General features: G+C 60.9%; 19 protein-coding genes and 1 riboswitch. Of the genes, 6 read left to right on the forward strand and 13 right to left on the reverse strand.

The window, feature by feature from the left end:
* Position 1: 1 nt before the first annotated feature.
* From Q1A07_RS02865 to metZ, 5 genes are all read right to left on the reverse strand, one after another.
* On the reverse strand, positions 2–1,594 hold the full coding sequence (locus Q1A07_RS02865; RefSeq protein ID WP_299777649.1) for a thiamine pyrophosphate-binding protein: 1,593 nt from the start codon (positions 1,592–1,594) through the stop codon (positions 2–4).
* A gap of 1 nt (position 1,595) precedes the next feature.
* Positions 1,596–3,044, reverse strand: coding sequence for a TrkH family potassium uptake protein (locus tag Q1A07_RS02870; protein ID WP_299777651.1), 1,449 nt, complete (start codon positions 3,042–3,044; stop codon positions 1,596–1,598).
* Between the two features lie 60 nt (positions 3,045–3,104).
* The gene (locus tag Q1A07_RS02875; RefSeq protein WP_299777653.1) at positions 3,105–3,344 is read right to left on the reverse strand and encodes a hypothetical protein; all 240 of its coding nucleotides are present in this window, start codon (positions 3,342–3,344) and stop codon (positions 3,105–3,107) included.
* A 168-nt stretch (positions 3,345–3,512) separates the two neighbouring features.
* On the reverse strand, positions 3,513–4,616 hold the full coding sequence (gene folE2, locus Q1A07_RS02880) for a GTP cyclohydrolase FolE2 (protein WP_299777655.1): 1,104 nt from the start codon (positions 4,614–4,616) through the stop codon (positions 3,513–3,515).
* Positions 4,617–4,770: 154 nt separating this feature from the next.
* Positions 4,771–5,952 carry an O-succinylhomoserine sulfhydrylase gene (gene metZ / locus Q1A07_RS02885; protein WP_299777657.1) on the reverse strand — a complete coding sequence of 394 codons (1,182 nt, stop codon included), beginning with the start codon at positions 5,950–5,952 and terminating at the stop codon, positions 4,771–4,773.
* Positions 5,953–6,012: 60 nt separating this feature from the next.
* Positions 6,013–6,089: riboswitch (SAM riboswitch) on the reverse strand.
* A gap of 116 nt (positions 6,090–6,205) precedes the next feature.
* Here metZ and Q1A07_RS02890 point away from each other — a divergent pair.
* Positions 6,206–7,204, forward strand: a complete 999-nt coding sequence (locus tag Q1A07_RS02890; RefSeq protein WP_299777659.1) for an alpha/beta hydrolase — start codon at positions 6,206–6,208, stop codon at positions 7,202–7,204.
* Between the two features lie 188 nt (positions 7,205–7,392).
* On the forward strand, positions 7,393–8,100 hold the full coding sequence (locus tag Q1A07_RS02895) for a Crp/Fnr family transcriptional regulator (RefSeq protein ID WP_299777661.1): 708 nt from the start codon (positions 7,393–7,395) through the stop codon (positions 8,098–8,100).
* Here Q1A07_RS02895 and Q1A07_RS02900 read toward each other — a convergent pair.
* From Q1A07_RS02900 to Q1A07_RS02915, 4 genes are all read right to left on the reverse strand, one after another.
* Positions 8,093–8,707, reverse strand: a complete 615-nt coding sequence (locus Q1A07_RS02900) for an inner membrane-spanning protein YciB (RefSeq protein WP_299777663.1) — start codon at positions 8,705–8,707, stop codon at positions 8,093–8,095. The two genes, Q1A07_RS02895 and Q1A07_RS02900, sit on opposite strands and share 8 nt — an antisense overlap.
* Before the next feature lie 9 nt (positions 8,708–8,716).
* Entirely contained in the window at positions 8,717–9,619 is a 903-nt protein-coding gene (locus Q1A07_RS02905; RefSeq protein ID WP_299777665.1) for an EamA family transporter, read from the reverse strand.
* A gap of 103 nt (positions 9,620–9,722) precedes the next feature.
* Positions 9,723–11,093, reverse strand: a complete 1,371-nt coding sequence (ftsY, locus tag Q1A07_RS02910) for a signal recognition particle-docking protein FtsY (protein WP_299777667.1) — start codon at positions 11,091–11,093, stop codon at positions 9,723–9,725.
* A 69-nt stretch (positions 11,094–11,162) separates the two neighbouring features.
* Positions 11,163–12,863: an NAD(P)H-dependent oxidoreductase subunit E gene (locus Q1A07_RS02915; RefSeq protein WP_299777669.1), complete on the reverse strand. Its 1,701-nt coding sequence runs from the start codon at positions 12,861–12,863 to the stop codon at positions 11,163–11,165.
* Positions 12,864–13,071: 208 nt separating this feature from the next.
* Here Q1A07_RS02915 and Q1A07_RS02920 point away from each other — a divergent pair, with 208 nt between their 5' ends.
* Together Q1A07_RS02920 and Q1A07_RS02925 are read left to right on the forward strand one after the other, a co-directional pair.
* The gene (locus Q1A07_RS02920) at positions 13,072–14,172 is read left to right on the forward strand and encodes an alkane 1-monooxygenase (RefSeq protein ID WP_299777671.1); all 1,101 of its coding nucleotides are present in this window, start codon (positions 13,072–13,074) and stop codon (positions 14,170–14,172) included.
* A 4-nt stretch (positions 14,173–14,176) separates the two neighbouring features.
* On the forward strand, positions 14,177–14,590 hold the full coding sequence (locus Q1A07_RS02925) for a hypothetical protein (protein ID WP_299777673.1): 414 nt from the start codon (positions 14,177–14,179) through the stop codon (positions 14,588–14,590).
* A 7-nt stretch (positions 14,591–14,597) separates the two neighbouring features.
* Here Q1A07_RS02925 and xseA read toward each other — a convergent pair whose 3' ends face one another.
* Entirely contained in the window at positions 14,598–16,139 is a 1,542-nt protein-coding gene (xseA, locus tag Q1A07_RS02930) for an exodeoxyribonuclease VII large subunit (protein WP_299777675.1), read from the reverse strand.
* A 78-nt stretch (positions 16,140–16,217) separates the two neighbouring features.
* Between xseA and purD the strand changes: the two genes are divergently transcribed.
* Positions 16,218–17,489: a phosphoribosylamine--glycine ligase gene (purD, locus tag Q1A07_RS02935; RefSeq protein ID WP_299777677.1), complete on the forward strand. Its 1,272-nt coding sequence runs from the start codon at positions 16,218–16,220 to the stop codon at positions 17,487–17,489.
* A gap of 27 nt (positions 17,490–17,516) precedes the next feature.
* Here purD and Q1A07_RS02940 read toward each other — a convergent pair whose 3' ends face one another.
* The gene (locus tag Q1A07_RS02940; RefSeq protein ID WP_299777679.1) at positions 17,517–18,269 is read right to left on the reverse strand and encodes a VCBS repeat-containing protein; all 753 of its coding nucleotides are present in this window, start codon (positions 18,267–18,269) and stop codon (positions 17,517–17,519) included.
* On the reverse strand, positions 18,269–18,592 hold the full coding sequence (locus Q1A07_RS02945) for a 2Fe-2S iron-sulfur cluster-binding protein (protein ID WP_299779127.1): 324 nt from the start codon (positions 18,590–18,592) through the stop codon (positions 18,269–18,271). Before Q1A07_RS02945 ends, Q1A07_RS02940 begins: the two co-directional genes overlap by 1 nt.
* A 125-nt stretch (positions 18,593–18,717) precedes the next feature.
* Here Q1A07_RS02945 and Q1A07_RS02950 point away from each other — a divergent pair, with 125 nt between their 5' ends.
* Positions 18,718–19,104 (forward strand): OB-fold nucleic acid binding domain-containing protein, encoded by a 387-nt coding sequence (locus Q1A07_RS02950; protein WP_299777681.1) that lies wholly within the window; start codon positions 18,718–18,720, stop codon positions 19,102–19,104.
* A gap of 53 nt (positions 19,105–19,157) precedes the next feature.
* Here Q1A07_RS02950 and Q1A07_RS02955 read toward each other — a convergent pair whose 3' ends face one another.
* On the reverse strand, positions 19,158–20,636 hold the full coding sequence (locus tag Q1A07_RS02955) for a Do family serine endopeptidase (RefSeq protein WP_299777683.1): 1,479 nt from the start codon (positions 20,634–20,636) through the stop codon (positions 19,158–19,160).
* Positions 20,637–20,813: the final 177 nt, after the last annotated feature.

A 20,813-nucleotide genomic window follows, 5' to 3' on the forward strand; every position in this document is an offset into this window, starting at 1 on the left:
GCTACTCGGTCAGTTCCGGCGTGATGTAAATCAGCGTCGGGCCTTGGGCCGCAAAAGCTTCCGTGACGGCGTTCTGAAGAGCTTCAAGGCTTTTCGGAGCCGCCGCGCGGGCGCCAAACGCTTCCGCTAATTTGCAGAAATCCGGGTTTTGCGCGACCACAGCGTTCGGCGCGATTTGCGCACGGATCATGCTGTCTTCGATTTCCTTAAGTTTGCCGTTGTCCCACAGGATGATCGGGATGGGCAGGCCCAGTTCGACCGCCACGCCCAACTCCTGCATCGTGTAATGGAACCCGTAGTCCCCGATCATAGCCATCGTCGGTTTGCCACGCCGCGCGACAGCCCCACCAATGGCCGCAGGTGTGGCATAGCCCAGCGTGCCGAAGCCATAGGGGTGATGCCAGTGACCGGGACGATCCATGTCCCAAACCTCCTTGGCGACATAGGCAAGTTGGGTCATGTCGGAATAGATCATCGTATCCGCTGGCACGACGTCTCGCAGGGCGTCACAGATCGGCACGATGCCGGGCCGCTCCGCATCGGTTTCAGCCCGCCAGCGGGCGCGGGTGGCGGCGACATCATCGGCGCGCCAGTCGGTCGTTCCCGGCGCCGCCTCCAGCGCGACCGCAAGCGTGGTCAGCCAGCCAAAAGCGTCTGCCTGATGGGCATCATCTGCTGCCTCGGCCCGCGCAAGCACCTGCGGATCGAGATTGACGTGAATGGCTGGACACGTGTGGCCGGGTTCCTCGCGCCACAAGTCCACTTCCGCCAGATCCGTGCCAACAAAGATCACAAGATCGGCCTGAGCGAAGATATCGGCACTGCCCGGTCGCGCGAGGGAAGCACCAAAATGCAGCGGATCGTCAGGCGAGGCGATCCCGCGCCCGGCATAGCTGGTAAAGGATGCAGCTTTCGACCTCTCAAGAACCGCGCGCGCCGGACCGTCTTTGCCACCTGCCCGAACAGCACCACCCCCAAAGACAAAAAGCGGTCGCTGAGCATTGCCGATTTGCTTTGCGGCGGTCGCCACAGCGTCCTGATTGACGCCAGGCAGCCGCATGGCGCGCGGCGCGGGTGGTGCTGGATCGGCATCCGCAACCAGCTGTGCAATGGGTACCTGAATGTGCTTTGGCAGTGGGCTTTGCGTCTGAAATTCCGCAAAAGCGCGCGCCACCAAAGCATAGGCAGCATCCGACGTTTGCGCTTCCTCTGACCAGTCACAAACCGTCTCGGCTGCCGCGCGCTGGTCTTTCATCTGGTGCAGCTGCCCCTTGCGGGCAGCAACCTCGTCGAGGCAGCTGGAAATCACCAGCATCGGCACCGAATCCGAATAGGCCTGTCCCATTGGCGTCATGATGTTGCACAGCCCCGGCCCGGTGATCACATAGGCCACCCCGGGCTTGCCGGTTGCGCGCGCATAACCGTCCGCCATGAAACCCGCGCCCTGTTCGTGCCGCGCCAACACGTGGGTGATGCCCGCCTCTTCGATCCCGCGGTACATTTCCTGATTGTGCACACCGGGAATGCCAAAGATCACATCGACCCCACGATCCTTGAGCATGTGCGAAATCTGCGCGCCCAGCGGCCTTTGCATATCAGTCTCTCCAGAAGCTAACGGTCAGAATGGCGTAGACGGCCAGAAGTTCGAGGCGTCCCAGCAGCATGGCGAGAGACAACAGCCATTTGGCGGTGTCGTTCAGGCCAGCAAAATTCCCGGCAGGCCCGATTTTATCCCCAAGGCCGGGGCCGACGTTGGAGAGGGCCGTGGCGGCCCCCGACAGCGATGTGATGAAATCAAGGCCGGTCAGGCTGAGGGCGACGGCAAGAAGCCCCAGTGTCACCACGAAGAACATGAAAAAGGAGATCACCGAACTGAGGACATCCTCACCCACAGGGCGTTTGTCATAGCGGACGACAAAAACGCCATTAGGCGAGCGGATGCGCCGCAGCTGCATCTTGATGGAGGCAAAAAGCAGTTGGTAGCGAAAGACCTTGATTGAACAGGTGGTGGAGCCCGCGCAGCCCCCGATCAGACCGATGAAAAAGAACATCGCAATCGGCAAGGCACCCCATGTCATGTAGTTGGCCGAGGCATAACCGGTGCCGGTGATGATCGAGGTCACGTTGAACAGCGCCTCGCGGGATGATCTGCCCCATTCCTGCGGAAACATCTGGAACAGAACGGCCGACATGATGGCCACGATGACCAGCAGTGTCAGGACAAAGACCCGTATCTGGCTGTCCCGCCACAGCGGCGCGGCCTGACCGTTGATTAGCTGCACGTAACGCACGAAAGGCAGGGCCGCGAGGATCATGAAAAACGCGGCCGCAATCTCCAGGTTGCCTTTGAAAACGCCAAAAGACGCGTCGTAATTTGCGAACCCACCCGTCGACACCGTGGTCAGCGCATGTACGGTTGCGTCAAAGGCGTTCATGCCAAGAACAAGATAGCTGAGCGCGCAAACCATCGTCAGACCAAGGTAGATACTGGAAATCTGGCTGGCGATCTGCCCTGCGCGGGGCAGGATTTTCCCCATGGTATCAAAAGATTCGGACTTGAAGATTTGCATGCCGCCAACACGCAGTTCGGGCAGGAACACCATCGCCACAACGATGATGCCGATACCCCCCAGCCACTGCAGAATGCCGCGCCACAGCAGCAGCCCCTTGGGCAGGTCCTGCAGGCCGGAAAACACCGTGGAGCCCGTGGTGGTCAGTCCCGACATCGCCTCGAAAAATGCATCGACAAAGCGGGCTTCGGTCGCACCAAAAATAAAGGGCAAGGCACCAAAAAGCGGCAGCGCCACCCAGACACCGGTGGTGAGCAGAAAGGTCTGCTGAATCGTGAGACCTTCTTTCACGCCGTTTGCGCAGGCCAGCGCGATCAACCCGCCCGCGAGCATAGTGATCAGCGCCGACTGGATGAACACCGGCCAATGATCGCGGCCTTCCGCGATATCGACCAGCATCGGCAGCAACATCGCCGCGCCCAGCACGGCAACCAGCAGACCGATCACATATCCAACGGGGCGCAAGTCCAACATGCGCGCAGGGTTGGCCGCGCGCACCGGCAGTGTCAAGCGGATGCGATAGAGACCCGCGCGTCAGATGTAATAGAGGTCGTGAAAGACGTGATGAACGATGTCGTCGCGCTTGATGTTCATCGCCGCCAGCTCTTCGTCAGACTTCGCCTGCAGCGCCTGCACCTTGTTGACGCGCGCGGTGTAAGAGCTCGACACGATCATCGCTGTGCCGACGGAGGACAGAAATCCGCGTACTGCGCTGTATATGCCGTGAAGGGTGCGACCGAAACCGCTGTCGATATGTGTAGAGTGATATGCCATTGGAGATCCTTACTCAGTATAAAGTCTCCTCCCGTTGCGCCTAACATAAGGCGTTGCTTCTCAAATGAGAATTGCAACTTATGCATAGCCGCTATCGGATCGTGCCGCAGCGCAGCAAAAAACCGCGCCCGGAGGGACGCGGTTTTTCAGATCTCGACGTCGACGGTATCAGCCGACGTGGAACAGCGTGTTGAAGAGCTTTGGATCAAGGCTTTCTGCAGCAAACGTCTCGCCTTCCACCAGGATGCTGACCGCGTCGTGGCTGTGCAGGCTTTCCTGATGGCTGGCGATGATCCGGAAATCACCGACCCGCACGTCGGCCTGCATCTGTTCGCAGAAAAGCCGCGCCGCATCTTCGACAAAGATCGGGTTGGCCGCGTTCAGCTCGGCAAAGGCCTGTTCGTCCTCGCGCTTGACCATGACCTGCGTTTCCGTGGGCACAGCGCGGCGGCAGGCTTCGATCAGATCTTCGAACCACAGGCATCCCGCATTTTCATCGATCTCCACCGACACACGCGCAACAGAGCGTTGCGAATGTGGCGTGGCCAGCTGCCCGCGGGTGGCGCGCGCGTGTTCCGACAGCTCCAGGGAACAGGGGCAGGTCGAAGAATACACATAGTCGAGGTGCATGATCTTCTTGCGCACGCCGCCCTGCTCCACCAGTTCCAGCGCGATATCATAATACTGATAGCCCGACAGGCCGGAGCGCAGGCTGTCGACTTTCATCGGAAAACTGAACCGCATCTGGATGCGTGCGTCAAAACTCTCCAGGTCGGTAATGTAATCGTCCAGCGCGCCCTCGATCACCTCGAAACTGAAGGTCTCTTCGGCGTGCTTGTAGAACGACCGCATGATACGGGACATGTTGATGCCCTTCTTGTCGGCCTCAAGGCTGACAGAACCGGTTACCGATGTCTCCAATGTCAGATCACCGTTATCCCGGGTATGAAACCGGATGGGCAGCCTAAAATTCGAAATACCCACATGCTGGATCTGCTGTTTCGCGCCACGAATGAGGCTGGACGGCCCGTTCTGCAAATCAGGCAGCGTGGATTTATAGCCGTCATCGGTCGCAAAATCTTCCGGATAGTCACGTGAAAACGCTGGATAGGCGACCGTGTCGCTGCCCGGGATGAGCCGCGCAACCGAGGGGTCCAGCTCAAGAATTTCAGTGGTCGTCGCGCCTTTTGCCCAGTTTCGGAGAATGGCGAGCGCTGTTTCTGCTTCCTCGCGATCCGGTGTGGCATCAAGTACGGGTGTGTGGATGTTCATCGCTATGTCCCTCATGACGGCGTCTGACTTAAAGATAGGGCGCGCAGGCGGCCCGGCCAACTCTCCTCACAAATACGTCAGGATCAAGCAACAAGATCAGTTTTCACACAAAATTCCTGACAAGGGGAAAATCTGGCGCGCGTTGTCAGTTTCGTCAGGCCGTCTCCAGCGCTTGCAGAATGTCAGCCACCAGATCCTCGGGATCTTCGATGCCAACGCTGATGCGCACCAGACCGTCGGTGATCCCCAAGGCATCCTTCTGATCCTGCGGCAGGCGCTGGTGGGTCGTGGTTGCCGGGTGGGTCATGATGGTTTTTGCGTCGCCCAGATTGTTGGAGATCACGCCAACCTCGATCGCGTTCAGAAAGCGAAAGGCCGCGTCCTTGCCCGCTTTCAGGTCAATCGACAGCACCGTGCCGCCCTGCCCCATCTGGCGCTGCACCAGATTACTTTGCGCGTGGCTGCTATGGCCGGGATAGATCACCCGCGAGAGTTTTGCGTGACCCTGCAACGCCTCCGCGATGGTGGTTGCATTGGTGGTCTGGGCGCGGACCCGTAGATCGAGCGTCTCCAATCCCTTGAGCATCACCCAGGCCGTAAAGGGGCTCATCGATCCGCCCGTGTGTTTCATATAAGGCTCAACGGTCTTGCGGATGAACTCCTGCGTGCCAAGGATCACGCCCCCCAGCGCGCGACCCTGTCCGTCAATGTGTTTGGTCGCGGAATAGATCACCACATCAGCACCCTGCGCCACGGCGTCTGACCAGACCGGCGTCGCAAAAACGTTATCTACCAGCACCTTGGCCCCCTTGGCATGGGCAAGTGCGGCGACACCGGCGATGTCCACAACCTGCAGTGTCGGGTTCGAAATGGATTCGAAAAACACCGCTGCGGTGTCGTCCCGGATCGCTGCTTCCCATGCCGCAAGATCGGTGCCATCGACAAATGTCACCTCGACACCAAAGCGGGTCAGCACCTCTTCGAGGACATAAAGACAGGACCCGAACAAGGCGCGGGCGGACACGACATGATCGCCAGCCTTGAGCATTGATGTCAGCGCGCCCGACACCGCCGCCATGCCGGAGGCCGTGGCGAAGGCGTCTTCCGCCCCCTCCAGCGCGGCGATGCGTTCTTCGAACATTGCAACCGTCGGATTGCCGTAGCGGGCGTAGATAAACTCATCCGGTCCAGCCTCGAGAAACCGCGCCTCGGCGGCCTCGGCCGTGTCGTAGACAAATCCCTGTGTGAGAAAAATAGCCTCGGATACTTCGCCATACTGGCTGCGGCGCGTACCGCTATGGACGGCGCGGGAGCGTGGTTTCAAATTGCGTGTCATGTCTTCATCTCCAGCCCTCATCGGGCACAAAAAAACCCCAGACGCGGTCAACGCGACGGGGTTCCCTCATCGGTGACCTTTTAGCGGAATATTTAAAGTGGCCCGCAATCCGGTAACAAATCGCCACGCGGGCACAGCTAGAACAAAGGGTGTTGCACGTCAACACCGTCACGGTGCTGTAACAGTAAATTCACGCCCCTGTCGTATGTATTTGAGATAGCTCAACCACAATATCTTGTAGAAGGGGCAGGCCATGCCGTTGCTCAGGATCAACGCCCGTGACGGGATGCTGACACTGCACCGTAGGGCGACACCGGTACCTGACGCAGTCCGGGCGACACGCGCTGCACCCGGCCCCGCGATCATCATGATCCACGGGTTCAAATACGCCCCTGAGAGCACAAACCATTGCCCTCACAAGAAAATATTTCGTGACAGCGCGCACGGTTGGCCCGCATCGCTGGGGTATAATACCGGTTTCCAAGAGGAAGGTCTGGGCATTGCTTTTGGCTGGTACGCACGCGGCCCGCTTGCGCAGGTGCACCGCCGGGCGGCAAATCTGGGACGGACCCTTGCACAACTGGTGGAGGTTCTGAAAGGCGCAGCCCCCAAGAGGCCAACTCATATTATAGCACACTCCATGGGTGCGGAAATCGCGCTGTCCGCGCTTGGGCACCTACCGTCGCAGGCCGTTCAGCGCATGGTGCTGCTGACCGGCGCAAGTTTTACAAGCCATGCGGAGACAATGCTGCGCACGCAGGCCGGACGCTCTGTGGAAGTCTTCAATGTCACAAGCCGGGAAAACGATCTCTTTGATCTGGCGTTTGAGCGTCTGGTTGCCGCGCCGGGCGGACAAGACCGGGCCATCGGTCTCGGGATCGATCTGCCAAATGTCGTCAACCTGCAACTCGACTGCGCGGACACGCTGTCAGGGCTCGCGACCCTGGGACTGCCCATTGCAGCACCGGAACGACGCGTGTGCCACTGGTCCAGCTACCGGCGTCCGGGCGTAATGGCGCTCTATTCCCGGCTGCTGCGTGATCCGCTCGGCCTGCCGCAGGCGCGACTTGCCCAGCTGCTGCCGGACACGCCGGACCCAAGATGGTCTCGTCTTGTCAAACCGCCCGCGCGCGCGCTGCCCAAAAACCTCGACGCGGGGAGATTAGCCGCTGCCGCGCAGGTTCTCCGCGCCAAAGCCGGCCTGTTTCAGACCGCCTCCACCGGCATCAAAGCCAAGAAACCTGCGTATTGAGCGCCTGAACGGCATAGCAATGTTGAGAGACAACGGCACCGCAGACACGCGCGCAATTTGCAACGCCACGCTGCAAAATCTGCACTTTGGCGCACAGGGTGATGATTTTCTTTGCTTGAATGCGGGATTTTCGCGCAAACTCGCCAGATGTTTTTGGGGGGTTGCCGAAATTGACCGTAAATGAATGGATGTATTCGCCTGGGATACTCGTCTATCTGGCGGGCGCGCTGTACGTGGCGGGGCTCATCACCATCAACCAGATCGTGCTGCGCCTTCTGATCCTGTCGGGCACATCCGTTTACATTCTCTACTATGCAACCGTGGCAGCCACGCCCCTGTGGGAGGCGATTTACGTCAGCCTGATGATCGGCAGCGCAAACCTGATCGGCCTCTCAAGCCTGCTGGCACGCCGGTCCCGGCTGGCGATCCCGCGGGCGCATGCGGATATATACCGGGACTTTCCGCCCCTGCCGCCGGGAGATTTCCGCAGCCTGATGAAGCTGGCAAGCCGCTACAGGGTCGATGATGAACGGCAGGTCACAACGGAAGGGATGGCTGGTTCGCGGCTCTACTACGTGATTTCCGGCGCAACGCGGCTGCAGAAGGGTGACAATGAATTCATTCTACCGCCCCAATTCTTTCTGGGCGAGATTGCCTTTCTCATCGGACAACCCAGTTCGGCTTCTACCTGGTTGGAGCCAGGAGCCGAAGTGCTGGAATGGCGCTTCGACGATCTACGTCAGAAGTGCAAGCGCAGTTCACGGTTTCGCCTTGCCCTGGAGGCAGCGATTTCTGTTGATCTGGCTCGCAAGGTCGCGCGCGCCGTTGGTCCAAACTCGGTGCGTCCCCGCCCACCAGTCAAATCAATGACTCCTGAAGAGTTGATGGTTAACTAGGGTCTTCGCTTTCATCTGTGATCAGATAGCTTTGCAGCGTGGTGAACTGCCACATCAGAAAAGCCATCAACGCCACGGGGAAGCCGAAGGTTTCGATCTTGACCCAGGCATCCGTGGACATCGTGCGCCAGACGATTTCGTTTGCCACCGCCAATGCAGCAAAAGCCGCACAGAGCCTGCGGGTCAGGATCATCCAGCCCTCGTCCCGCATCGGCATCATTTCGTTCATCACGTAGGCCAGATAAGACTGCCCGCGCAGCAGCCCAATCCCGAGCAGTGCCGCAAACAATCCATAGACAATCGTGGTCTTCATCTTGAAGAAGCGTTCGTCGTTGAACCAGGCAGTCAAACCGCCGAAAAAGATCACCATGATAGCCGTGAAAACCTGCATCCGGCTCAGCTGTCCGGTTAATTTCCACAGAATCGCCATGGCCACCAGAAGGATCGGCACAAAGACCAGGGCAGCGATGATGAAGCCCGTATACTCGGTGCCGCCAATCACGAAGACGTCTTCCTTGATCCGCAGATAGATCAGGAAAAACAGAATCGTAGGCCCCAGTTCGAGCACTTGTTTCACAATCGGGTTCACCGGTTTCGCGTCTGACATCAATTCTTCCTATCCGCCCATCTCAACTATCACAGCGCCCAGCGCAATCAATGCCATCAGGGCAATCCGCCGCGGGCCAACCGTTTCTTTCAGGAACAGCCATCCGATGACGGCCGCAAAAACGGTCGAGGTCTCGCGCAGCACGGCCGCCTCGCCGACCTTGTCGAGCCGTGTGGCCATCATCACCGCACCAAAGCTCAACGGCGCGACCAACCCGCCCACCAAACCGCGCGCCATCAGCGGGCCCAATGTCGGTCGGTCAGGCATCCGGAGCCAGCGCAGGGCGGCGACAAAGGGCATGAAAAACCCGTCAATCATGAAAAACCAGGCCAGAAAGGTGAAAGGATTTGCCGTCGCCCGGATACCGTAGGCATCATAGGTCGTATAGAGCGCCACAAAGAGACCGGTAAGGACCGCCAGCCCAAGCGCCGCGTTCAGCGTTTCCCGCTCTGACACCAGGAACACCATGTTGTAGATCGCGAGACCAAAGATACCGGCCAGCAGAACGGCCACACCGATCCATTGGACGCCGGTGAAAGTCTCCCCAAAGATGAGATAGGCGCCGATCACCGTGAAGAGCGGCCCGGTGCCACGCACAACCGGATAGACGACCGTATAGGCCCCCTTGGTATAGGCCCAGGCCTGCAGCAATTTGTAGATCACATGGATTACCCAGACGGCGGCAAAGATTGGCCACATATGCGGTTCTGGCCACGGCACAACAAAGAGGGCAAAGGGCACCGCCATGGCCATGTAGCAGAAATCAATGGCCCCGCGGGTCAGCCAGGGATCATGCCGGCCCTTTTGCAGCGCGCCAAAGACCGCGTGCAAAAAGGCGGCCATCAAGGCAAGCCCCAGCGCCACCTGATGACCGGTTTCGGTCCCCTCGATTGAAATCAGCCAATCTGTCACCCTGCGCCCCGGCCAATCGGTGGCCTGAAGCCCACCTTACCTGCTGGGGTAGAGGGTGGTGACAGGCAGGTAGGGTGGGCTTCAGCCCACCGTTGCTTCGTGATCATGCGCGCTCAAGGCCCATCAAGGCATCCGCAAAATCTTCCGGATCAAAGGCATCCAGATCGTCGATCTGCTCTCCCACGCCAATCGCATGGATCGGCAGGCCGAACTTGTCTGCCAGTGCCACCAGCACGCCGCCCTTTGCTGTGCCGTCTAGTTTCGTCATCACCAGGCCCGAAACGTCCGAGATGTCGCGGAACACCTTCACCTGATTGAGCGCGTTCTGGCCGGTGGTGGCATCCAGCACCAGCAACGTGTTGTGCGGCGCAGACTCGTCTTTTTTACGGATCACCCTCACGATCTTGGCCAGCTCTTCCATCAGATCCGTGCGGTTCTGCAAACGACCCGCCGTGTCGATCAACAGCAAATCCGCGCCATCGGCCTGCGCCTGGGTCATTGCGTCAAACGCCAGGCTCGCCGGGTCAGAGCCTTCGGGCGCCGTAAGCACAGGCACCCCCGCGCGCTCCCCCCAGACTTGCAACTGTTCGACCGCCGCCGCGCGGAATGTATCGCCCGCGGCAATCACGACCTTCTTGCCTGCCGCACGGAACTGGCTGGCCAGTTTCCCAATCGTAGTGGTTTTGCCGGACCCGTTGACGCCAACCACCAAAACCACCTGCGGTGTGCGGGGATAAAGCGGTAGAGGTTTGGCCACCGGATCCATGATCCGGGCAATCTCCGCAGCCATAAGCTCCTTGATTTCCTGAACCGACAGTTTCCGGCCCAAATGCCCCTCTGCCATATTCGCCACCACCCGCAGCGCCGTATCAACGCCCATGTCGGCGGTGATCAGCAACTCTTCCAGCTGCTCCAGCATCGCATCATCCAGCGTACGACGCACCACAGTCTTGTCGCTGGAACGGCCCATCAACCGACCGAGAAGACCCGGCCTTTTGCTATCCTCTGGTTGCACCTTCTGTGTCAGCGCCTCGGCGACCGGCGCCGGATTGCGCGGTAGAACCGTCGGTTCGGGTTCGGGTTCGGGTTCGGGTTCGGGTTCGGGTTCGGGTTCGGGTTCGGGTTCGGGTTCGGGTTCGGGTTCGGGTTGAAAATCTTCCACAGTAGGGCGTGGGTCAACAGCTTCCTGCACCGCTTCGGATGTGGATTCTGTCACGGCTGGCTCTGCTTCAGGCAGCGCAGGCGACACTTCATCGGAGACAACGGTCTCGCTGGCTGCTGTCCCCACCTGCGGGTCGATCGGCTGCGGCGCTTCTGCGGGACGTTCGGCGCTTTCCTGGGCGGGTTGCGTCTCCGACACGTCGGGTGCAACAACCTCTTCTACGCCGCCGTCTTCGACAATCGCCTCAAGCCCCTCGTCGATTTTCGACGACGACTTGAACAACCGATCCTTCAGCTTCTTAAAGAATGCCATGCCTGCCCCCGTAGCCTTTCTCCCTCATCTAAGGGGATTTTCAGCGAAGGGAAAGAGCAGCACTCGCGCTCAGATTTCCTCCGGGAAATGCTTCATGACCAGTCGGATGGGGTTCGGCGCCGCCTGCCCCAGCCCGCAGATGGAGGCATCCACCATGGCCGTGCTCAACTCTTCCAGCAGATCCTGATCCCAGCTGTCCTGCTGCATCAGTTTCACCGCCTTTTCGCAACCCACCCGACAGGGGGTGCACTGGCCACAGCTTTCGTCTTCGAAAAATCGCAGCATGTTCAGCGCCGCGGCACGGGCCGAATCGTGATCAGACAGAACAACAACCGCAGCGGAGCCGATAAAGGACCCCAGAGGCTGCAGCGTGTCAAAATCCAACGGCACGTCATTGAGGGAGGCTGGCAACAATCCAGAGGACGGACCGCCAGGCTGGTACGCCTTGAAGGCATGGCCCTCTGCCATGCCGCCTGCGGCCTCAATGATGTCGGTGATCGTCGATCCGGCAGGCAGCAGGTAGACACCGGGCGCGGCAACACGGCCCGAAACGGAATAGCTGCGCAGACCTTTGCGACCGTTTTTCTCCGTCGCGCTCAGCACCTCCGGCCCCTCACGGCAGATGCGCGCGACCCAGTGCAGGGTTTCCACATTGTGCACCAGCGTCGGGCGGCCAAAGACACCAACCTGCGCCACAAACGGCGGGCGATGCCGCGGCATGCCGCGCTTGCCTTCGATGCTTTCGATCATCGCGCTCTCTTCGCCGCAGATATAGGCCCCGGCGCCCCGGCGCAGATCGATGTAGCCGGGCTCCACGATACCGGCCTCTTCCAACGCCTTGATCTCGCGGCGCAATATATCCAGAACAGCGGGGTATTCATCCCGCATGTAAATAAAGGCCGTCTCTGCCTCAACCGCCCAAGCAGCGATCAGCATACCTTCAAGAAAAAGATGAGGAACGCGCTCTAAGTAATAGCGATCCTTGAATGTTCCGGGCTCGCCCTCGTCACCGTTCACGGCCAGATAGCGCGGCCCTTCGTTGGCCCGCACAAAGCCCCACTTCTTGCCGGATGGGAAGCCGGCACCCCCCAACCCACGCAGGCCAGAGGCCAGAACCTTGTCCTGAACCGCCTCCCAATTGCCTTGCGCCCGCAAGTTTTTGAGCGCGGCATAGCCGCCTTCGGCCACATAGGCAGCATAGTCCTGATAGGCAGGCACATGGGCGTGAGTGTCCCCGGCCACAATCGCCGCCTGAACCTTGTCAGGCGTCGCGTGGTCGATATGGGCATGCCCCAGCTCCAACACCGGGGCCGTGTCACAGCGCCCCATGCAGGGTGCCCGCAAGACCCGGACCTCAGCCGGATCGAGCCCGTCTTCCAGTGCTGCTTTCAGCGCCTGCGCGCCCGCCAGTTCGCACGACAGGGAATCGCACACCCGGATCGTCAGCGCGGGGGGCGGTGCCTCACCCTCCTTCACCACGTCGAAATGGGCGTAGAACGTCGCAACCTCGTAAACCTCGGCCATCGACATGCGCATTTCTTCCGCCAGGGCGCGCAGATGCGCCGCCGACAGATGGCCATACTGGTCCTGAATCTTGTGCAGATGTTCGATCAGCAGATCGGCACGGCGCGGTGCATCGCCCAACAGCGCCTTGACCTCATCCCATGCCTGATCCTGCAACTGACGGCCCTTGGTGTGGCGGCGGCCCTTGCCCTTACCCGATTTCCACACGCCTTTCTTAGGGGATTTATCTGCCGTATCCAGTGCCATAGGTCGTCGTCTCCGTGCCCCGGATATCCCCGGCGCGATTGCAAAAGCGTCATGTTGCGCGGACTCTATCAGCCCGATTTGCCACAAGATACTGCCAAACCCGCCGTCAATGAGGACCAGAAACGACACTCTGTGTCTGATCAGAAACTTCTGCCCTTAACCGGAACTGCACAGACGCTTGGAGCGGTGGCGATATCAGGGTACATAAATGCCCAAGATGAACGCGCGCTTTTCTTCCCTTGGTTTTGCCTGCGCCAGCCTTGGCCCGGCCAGTACTCTGGCGTTGGGTGCCCTTGTGGGAGGGGGTTGGCCCTATGCGGGCCTGCTGTGCATGACCCTGTTTGTACTGCTTATGGACAAAACACAGGTGGGCCGGATCGCCAGCGCGGATCAGGCGATCTGGTTGCCGCGTGTCGTTGGCGTGGCGCATTTCGTGCTGCTGGGCCTCGGCCTCTGGGCGGTGGGCGCGGCGGATCACCTCGACACCGGTCAGAAGATCGCGCTTGTCGCCGGGCTGGGGCTCTACTTCGGACAGGTTTCAAACGCTTGCGCGCATGAACTCATTCACCGAAGCGACCGCAGTCTGCGCGCGCTGGGGACGGCGATCTACTGCTCCTTGCTCAATGGTCAACATGTCTCGGCACATATGCTGGTGCATCACGTGCATGCGGGCACGGCGCGGGATCCGAACTCTGCCCCCCTGGGTCGTGGCTTCTGGCGGTTTTTCGGGCGTGCCGTGGTGGATGAGTTTACCGCGGGGCTGCAGGCGGAGAACCAACGCAGAAAGGGTCGCGCGCAGGGTCCCCACCCCTATCTCGTCTATCTCGGCGGGGCGGCGGCATCGCTGCTTGTGGCCTTCCTGCTCGGTGGAGGTCTGGCCGTGGTCGTCCTGCTCATCCTGGCCCTGCACGCGCAGATGCAGCTGATGCTGTCGGACTACCTGCAACACTACGGGCTGCGCCGGGCCAGCGACGCGTCAGGGCGGGCAGAGCCGATGCGCGCCCATCACAGCTGGAACGCGCCACGCGGTTTCTCCGCTGCGCTGATGCTGAACGCGCCACTGCATTCGGACCATCACATGAACCCATCGCGCCCCTTTCCGGAGCTGCGGTTCGACGCGGACGCGATGCCCACCCTGCCCCGCTCCGTGCCGGTCATGGGCGCGCTGGCACTGGTCCCGCCGCTCTGGCGCCGCGTCATGGACCCCCGTGTGCACAGGTATCAGGCAAAGGCGCAGGAGGCTCACGGCAACGTCATGCCAAAAACGACCCTGCAGGCTGGCTCCCAGGCGTCAGGTCTGTCAGAGTAAAATGATGATCCGTTTGTCAGAAATCTCCGCGCTGACCGGGACGATCCTGTGCCTGCTCGCAGGCCCCAGTCTCGCGCAACCCCCGATGAACGCGCAGGAATTCGATGAATACACGCGCGGCAAAACGCTGTTCTACGGGGAGAATGGCGTGGCTTACGGGGCCGAGGAATACCTCGATAACCGCCGGGTGATCTGGTCCTTTCTGGATGGCGAATGCAAATCGGGCACATGGTACGAGCAAGCCGACCAGATTTGTTTTGTCTATGAAGACAACCCCAATCCGCAATGCTGGACCTTCCACAAGGAAGAGGGGCGGCTGGTCGCGCGCTTCCAGAACGCCCCCGGTATGACAGAGCTCTACGAAGCAGGGGATTTCGACGACGAGATGATCTGTCTGGGGCCGCGAATCGGCGTTTGAGGCACGTCTAGAAGAGCGAGCCTTGTTTCGGTGGTTTTGAGGACGCTTTGCGCGGGGTCGGTTTGCCCCCAACGGTGACCCGGCCATCGGCAAACTGAATTTCCAGTGAGGGCGCGGATTTGGCTGTCTTGCTGTCTGTCACAAGCTCTCCCGCACTGCGCACCACGGCAAACCCGCGTTCCAGCGTCGCCTCGTACCCCAGGGTCCGGCGCAGCCGTTCCACCGCGTCAATCCGGCTGCGCCATGTTGCGATGTTGCGCTGACCGGCATCCGAGAGGCGTGTGACCAGACGGGCGAAGTCACGCGCCTTCCTGTCCCGGTCCTGTTGCAGCGTTGCCGGGCGGAAACGCCGGGCCTGTGCCGCCAGCTGTTCCTCCTTCACCGCCATGGCGCGGCGCAATGCCGGGGCGAGCCGCCCGGACAGTTCGCGCAGGCGTCTCTGTTCGACCGAAACACCGCGAGACAGGGTAGCGGGCCGCAGGGACCCGCTCATATCGGCCAGTCGCAGTTTGCGTTTCTGCACGCCCGCTATCAGCGCGGGACCAAGACGCCCTCCGATCATATCCAACCGCTGACGTGGTGTCTCCAGCAAGCTTTCGGCACGCGGCAGCGCCCGCGCCATATCGCGCAGGCGCTGATCACGGCGCGTCAGCCCCTGGCTCAGGGCCTGCCGCATGCGCGCGTCCTGACCGTCCAGCCAGGCCATCAACTCATGGCGCACCGGCACCGCCAGTTCCGCCGCCGCTGTCGGGGTCGGGGCGCGTTTGTCCGAGACATAGTCGATCAGCGTCGTGTCCGTCTCATGCCCCACTGCCGATATCAGCGGGATGTCAGAGGCCGCCGCCGCCCGTGCCACGCTTTCCTCGTTGAACCCCCAGAGGTCTTCGACAGAGCCGCCGCCTCGCGCCACGATCAGCAAATCGGGCCGGGGCAGCGCGCCACCCGGTGTCATGGCGTTGAACCCTTCAATCGCGCGGGTCACTTCGGGGGCGCATTTTTCGCCCTGCACGGCCACCGGCCAGATCAGAACCTTGCGGGGAAACCGATCGCGCAGACGGTGCAGAATATCGCGGATCACGGCACCGGAGGGCGAGGTCACCACGCCGATGACCTCCGGCAGGTAAGGCAAGGCGCGCTTGCGGGCGGGATCAAACAGCCCTTCCGCTTCCAGCATCTTCTTACGCTTTTCCAGCAGCGCCATCAGCGCGCCCATGCCTGCCGGTTTGATGTCTTCGATGACGATCTGATACTTCGACTGCCCGCCAAAGGTGGTCACGCGACCCGTCGCAACGACCTCCATCCCCTCTTCGGGCTGGGTCTGCAACCGGGCGGAGACCCCTTTCCAGATCACACCGGAAATCACCGCTCGGTCGTCTTTCAGGTCAAGGTAGATGTGACCTGAGCGCGGGCGCGACACGCGGCCCACTTCCCCCTTGATGCGCACGTGACCAAACTCGCCCTCAATCACGCGTTTGATCGCACCGGACAGCTCGGTGACGGTGAATTCGGGGCTGTTGAGCCCGTCGTCGGGGGCGTCGATCAGATCCATGAAACCTCTGGTGTTGTATCGCGGGTGTGCGCAGCTTAGAACGCCCGGAACCCGAGGCCAAGCAGATCAGGAGCCCCTATGAACATTCTCATCCTTGGCAGCGGCGGTCGCGAACACAGTCTCGCCTGGGCCGTCATGCAGAACCCCAAATGTGACAGGCTGATCGTGGCGCCGGGCAATGCCGGGATCGCGGAGATCGCGGATTGTGCGACGCTGAACATCGAAGATGGCGGCGCGGTTGTGGGGTTTGCCGAGGAAAATGCGATTGATTTCGTGATCGTCGGCCCCGAGGCACCCCTCGCCGCAGGCGTGTCTGATCGTCTGCGCGATGCGGGTATTTCGGTCTTTGGTCCCAGCGGTGCGGCAGCGCGGCTGGAGGCCTCCAAGGCCTTTACCAAGCAGATATGCGACGCCGCAGGTGCCCCTACCGCCGCCTATGGTCACTTCACCGATGCCGGTGCCGCCAAAGCTTATGTAAAGGCGCAAGGCGCACCCATCGTGATCAAGGCCGACGGTTTGGCCGCAGGCAAGGGCGTGATCATCGCGGAAACCGAGGCGCAGGCGCTGGCAGCCGTGGATGACATGTTCTCCGGCGCCTTCGGAGATGCGGGCGCCGAAGTGGTGATCGAAGAGTTCATGACCGGCGAAGAAGCTTCGTTCTTCGTGCTCTGCGACGGCGAAACCGTTCTGCCCATCGGTACGGCGCAGGATCACAAGCGGGTCGGCGAGGGCGACACCGGGCCCAACACCGGCGGCATGGGGGCCTATTCCCCGGCCCCTGTGATGACGGAGGCCGTGACCCGCAAGGCTTTGGATCAGATCGTGCGCCCCACCATGGCAGAGATGGTCCGTCAGGGCACACCGTACCAGGGCGTTCTCTTTGTCGGCCTGATGATCCAGGACGGACAGCCGCGCCTGGTCGAATACAACGTGCGCTTTGGCGACCCCGAATGCCAGGTGCTGATGATGCGGCTCGGCGCACAGGTGCTGGATCTGTTGCAGGCCTGTGCCGAGGGCCGTCTGGCCGACGCGCAGGTCAACTGGGCGGCGGATCACGCCATGACGGTGGTGCTGGCGGCAAACGGGTATCCGGGAAGTTACGCGAAAGGATCCGTGATCAATGGCCTGGAGAGCGTGCCGGAGGACAGCAGCCACATGGTGTTCCATGCAGGCACCGGGCGGGCTGCTGGCAAATTCACGGCTCAAGGCGGGCGCGTTCTGGCTGTGACGGCCCGGGCAGGTACCCTCAAAGACGCCCGTGACACGGCATACCGGATGGTGGATCAGATCGACTGGCCCGAAGGCTTTTGTCGCCGTGATATCGGCTGGCGCGCATTGCAGTCCGACTGAAGCCGCGCTTCACACACGACCACAAAGCTACGGCGCGCAGGCCATGGCGCGGGCAAAACCCGGCCTGCTCGTGTCATCACCAAGTATTTTTGTGATGAACCCGCCGTTCAGATAGGAGACAGAAACCAGCCGGGACCAGTTTGCCGACGCAACAATCATCTCCGCCACGCCAGCGCAGGTTCGAATGCCGCCCGCAATATCTGCCTCGCCGATGCGGTGGTTCGTGACGCCTGGCAGTGCCGCAAGCTCCGACAGCCTGCCATTTTCGTAACGCCACAGGCGCAGGGTCTTGGCCAAATGCGGGCGATCCACATAGGCAATCTCCATCACGCCATCCCCATCCAGATCCGCCGCCCCCACCGGGGCCAGCCACCTAAAACGCGTTCCAATGTGAGGTGTCGACGTGATCCGCCCTTCGGCACCATAAACCGCCAGACGCGCACCTTCCGTCTGGCTGCTCTCAACGGCAATGACTTCCGCCGCACCGTCAAAGTCGAGATCGATCAGCCGCGGCGCGGTATCTTCAAAGACGAGATCATCCGGTAAAGAGAACCGGCGTTCCGTCCCATCGGCATAGTGCAGAACAAGGGTGGTGTGTTCGATGGCATCGCCAAGAACGGCGTGTGCATAACGTGTCGTTGGACCCGCATAGCTGGCTGCGATGATCACCGGCTCAGCCGCAACCGACTGGCCCCCCATCACCAGGCACAACACCTGCAGCGCGCGGCGGACGAAACGGTGCCATCCGCGCGCGGGCAGACGCCGCGCCCTGATCCGCATCAGATCTGTTTTTCGGGCATCTGCACAACAAGACCGTCCAGCGCATCGCTCACCTTGATCTGACAGGTCAGGCGCGACCGGGCTGGATCAGGCTCATAGGCGAAATCGAGCATGTCTTCTTCCATGTCTTCCTTCGCAGGCAGCTTATCGGTCCAGGCCGGATCCACGTAGACGTGGCAGGTAGAGCAGGCGCAGGCGCCGCCACAGTCGGCTTCAATGCCGGGGATGTTATTGTCCCGCGCACCTTCCATCACGGTAAGGCCATTGGCGACCTCCACCACATGTTCGGTGCCGCCGTGTTCGATATAGGTGATCTTGGCCACGTCTGTCGTTCCCTTCCTGATCCGTTTCAGCCTGTCTACCGGGGCGATATAGGGCGCGCCAGCCTCTTTTGCGACCCCGAAGGAACAGGCTTGCGACATCTCTACTTTGTTCTATATTTGTTCTCATGCGTGTGATGACTGCCCTCCCTGCTGACCAGCAACCGCAGACTGCGAAAGGACACTGGCCACGCCCGCCCGCCTGTCTGGTGGCCGCGGATCTGCATCTGCCGCCGGTCAATGCACGCATCACGGTGGCCGGGCTGGTGATCCTGCGCCAACGCCCAGGCACCGCCAAGGGCGTGATCTTCATTACCCTCGAAGATGAAACCGGCGTGGTGAACGTGATCATCTGGCGGCATATCTACGAAAAATTCCGCCGGGCCGTCATTGCGGGCCGCCTGCTGCGCGTCACTGGCCGTTTGCAACGTGCCCATGCGGTCACCCATGTGCTGGCCGAAGATGTGGAAGATATCTCTCCCATGCTCGACTCATTGGTAAACCCGGAAAGCTGAACCCAAAAAAAGAGCGCCCCGCAGGACGCTCTCTTGTCATTATTTTCAAGCGATTATTCTGCCAGTGACAGAGCCACGAAGCGTGGATCACCCGCGCGCCGTACCAACAGCAGAAGCGACTTGCGCCCTGCTTCTTCGGCCGCTGCCACACGCTCTTCAAGCTCGGCAATGGTTGTGACCTTCTGCTGTCCGGCCTCCGTGATGATGTCGCCTGCCCGCAGACCTTTTTCAAAGGCCTCGGAAGTCTCATCAACCGCCGTCACGGCAAGCCCCTGCATGTTGGCTTCGGCGCCAAGCTCTTCACGCAGCTCATCCGTCAGCGTTGTCAGGGTCAGCCCCAGCAGGTCCTTGGTCACCGGATCATCGCTTTCGTCAGGGCCCGTCGCCACGGCAGGCACGGCACCTTCGGCTTCTTCCCGGCGGCCCAGGGTCACGCGCAGGGTCATCGATTTACCCTCCCGCATCACCGTGACACGCACGGTTTCACCCACCGGGCTGTTGCCCACCTGGCGGACCAGACCACGTGTATCCTCAACGGTTGTTCCAGCAAAACTGATGATCACATCACCCGCTTCCATGCCCGCCTCGCTTGCCGGGCCTTCGGGCACATCCGTGACCAAAGCGCCGGAAGCGGTTTCAAGCCCCATGGCTTCGGCTACGTCCTCAGTCACATCCTGAATGCGCACACCCAGCCAACCGCGGCGGGTTTCGCCAAATTCCTTCAGCTGATCCACCACGCGGGTCACCACGTTAGAGGCCATGGAAAAGCCAATCCCGATGGAGCCCCCGTTGGGCGACAGGATCGCGGTGTTCACGCCGATCACCTCGCCCTCCATGTTGAAGAGCGGTCCACCCGAGTTGCCCCGGTTGATCGCCGCATCCGTCTGAATGTAGTCGTCATAGGTCCCGCTCAGCGCACGATTGCGGGCCGATACGATGCCCGCGCTGACCGAGAAGCCCTGGCCCAGCGGGTTACCCATCGCCACGACCCAGTCGCCGACCCGCGCCAGATCGCTGTCGGCAAAGCTGACAAAGGGCAGCGGACCATCCGCTTCCACTTTCAGCAGGGCAATGTCGGTATTCGGATCGGTGCCGATCACCTCAGCCTTGAGTTCGCTGCCATTGAAGAATTCGATCAGGATCTCATCCGCGCCCTCGATCACGTGGTTGTTCGTCACCACATACCCGTCTTCCGAGATGACAAACCCGGACCCAAGGGCCGACGAGCGGCGCGGCCGGTTGCCATCACCCTCGTTGTTGCGATCCTGAAATTCGCGAAAGAAGTCCTCAAAGGGCGATCCCTCGGGCACGATACCCTGGGGACCAGTACGCCCGGCCACGACCGTCGAGGTCGTGATATTCACCACGGAGGGGCTGATTTTTTCCGCCAACGGGGCCAGACTTTGCTGTTGCGCCAGCGCGCTCAGCGGCTGAACCAGCATGAATGCCAGTGTCAGAACCGCCAAGAGCAACAGGCGCATCTGGACGGGGATGAGGCTGATGTTGGACATGGATACTGCCTTGGGCTGCATGCGTCGTCTCCTGAAATCTCTTGTTTCGGGCTCAAATGCCCTCTTGCTCGTTATCTTTCGTGAATGCTCACAGACTGCATTTAGGGTGACCTTCGTGCAACATCAAAGATGTATCACTCTGTCACAGTTTCAACAGTGCGTTACCAAAGTGTGAAGGCAAAGGCCGTTCCCGCCGGA

The sequence above is a fragment of the uncultured Roseobacter sp. genome, assembly GCF_947492555.1.
Taxonomy (GTDB): domain Bacteria; phylum Pseudomonadota; class Alphaproteobacteria; order Rhodobacterales; family Rhodobacteraceae; genus Roseobacter.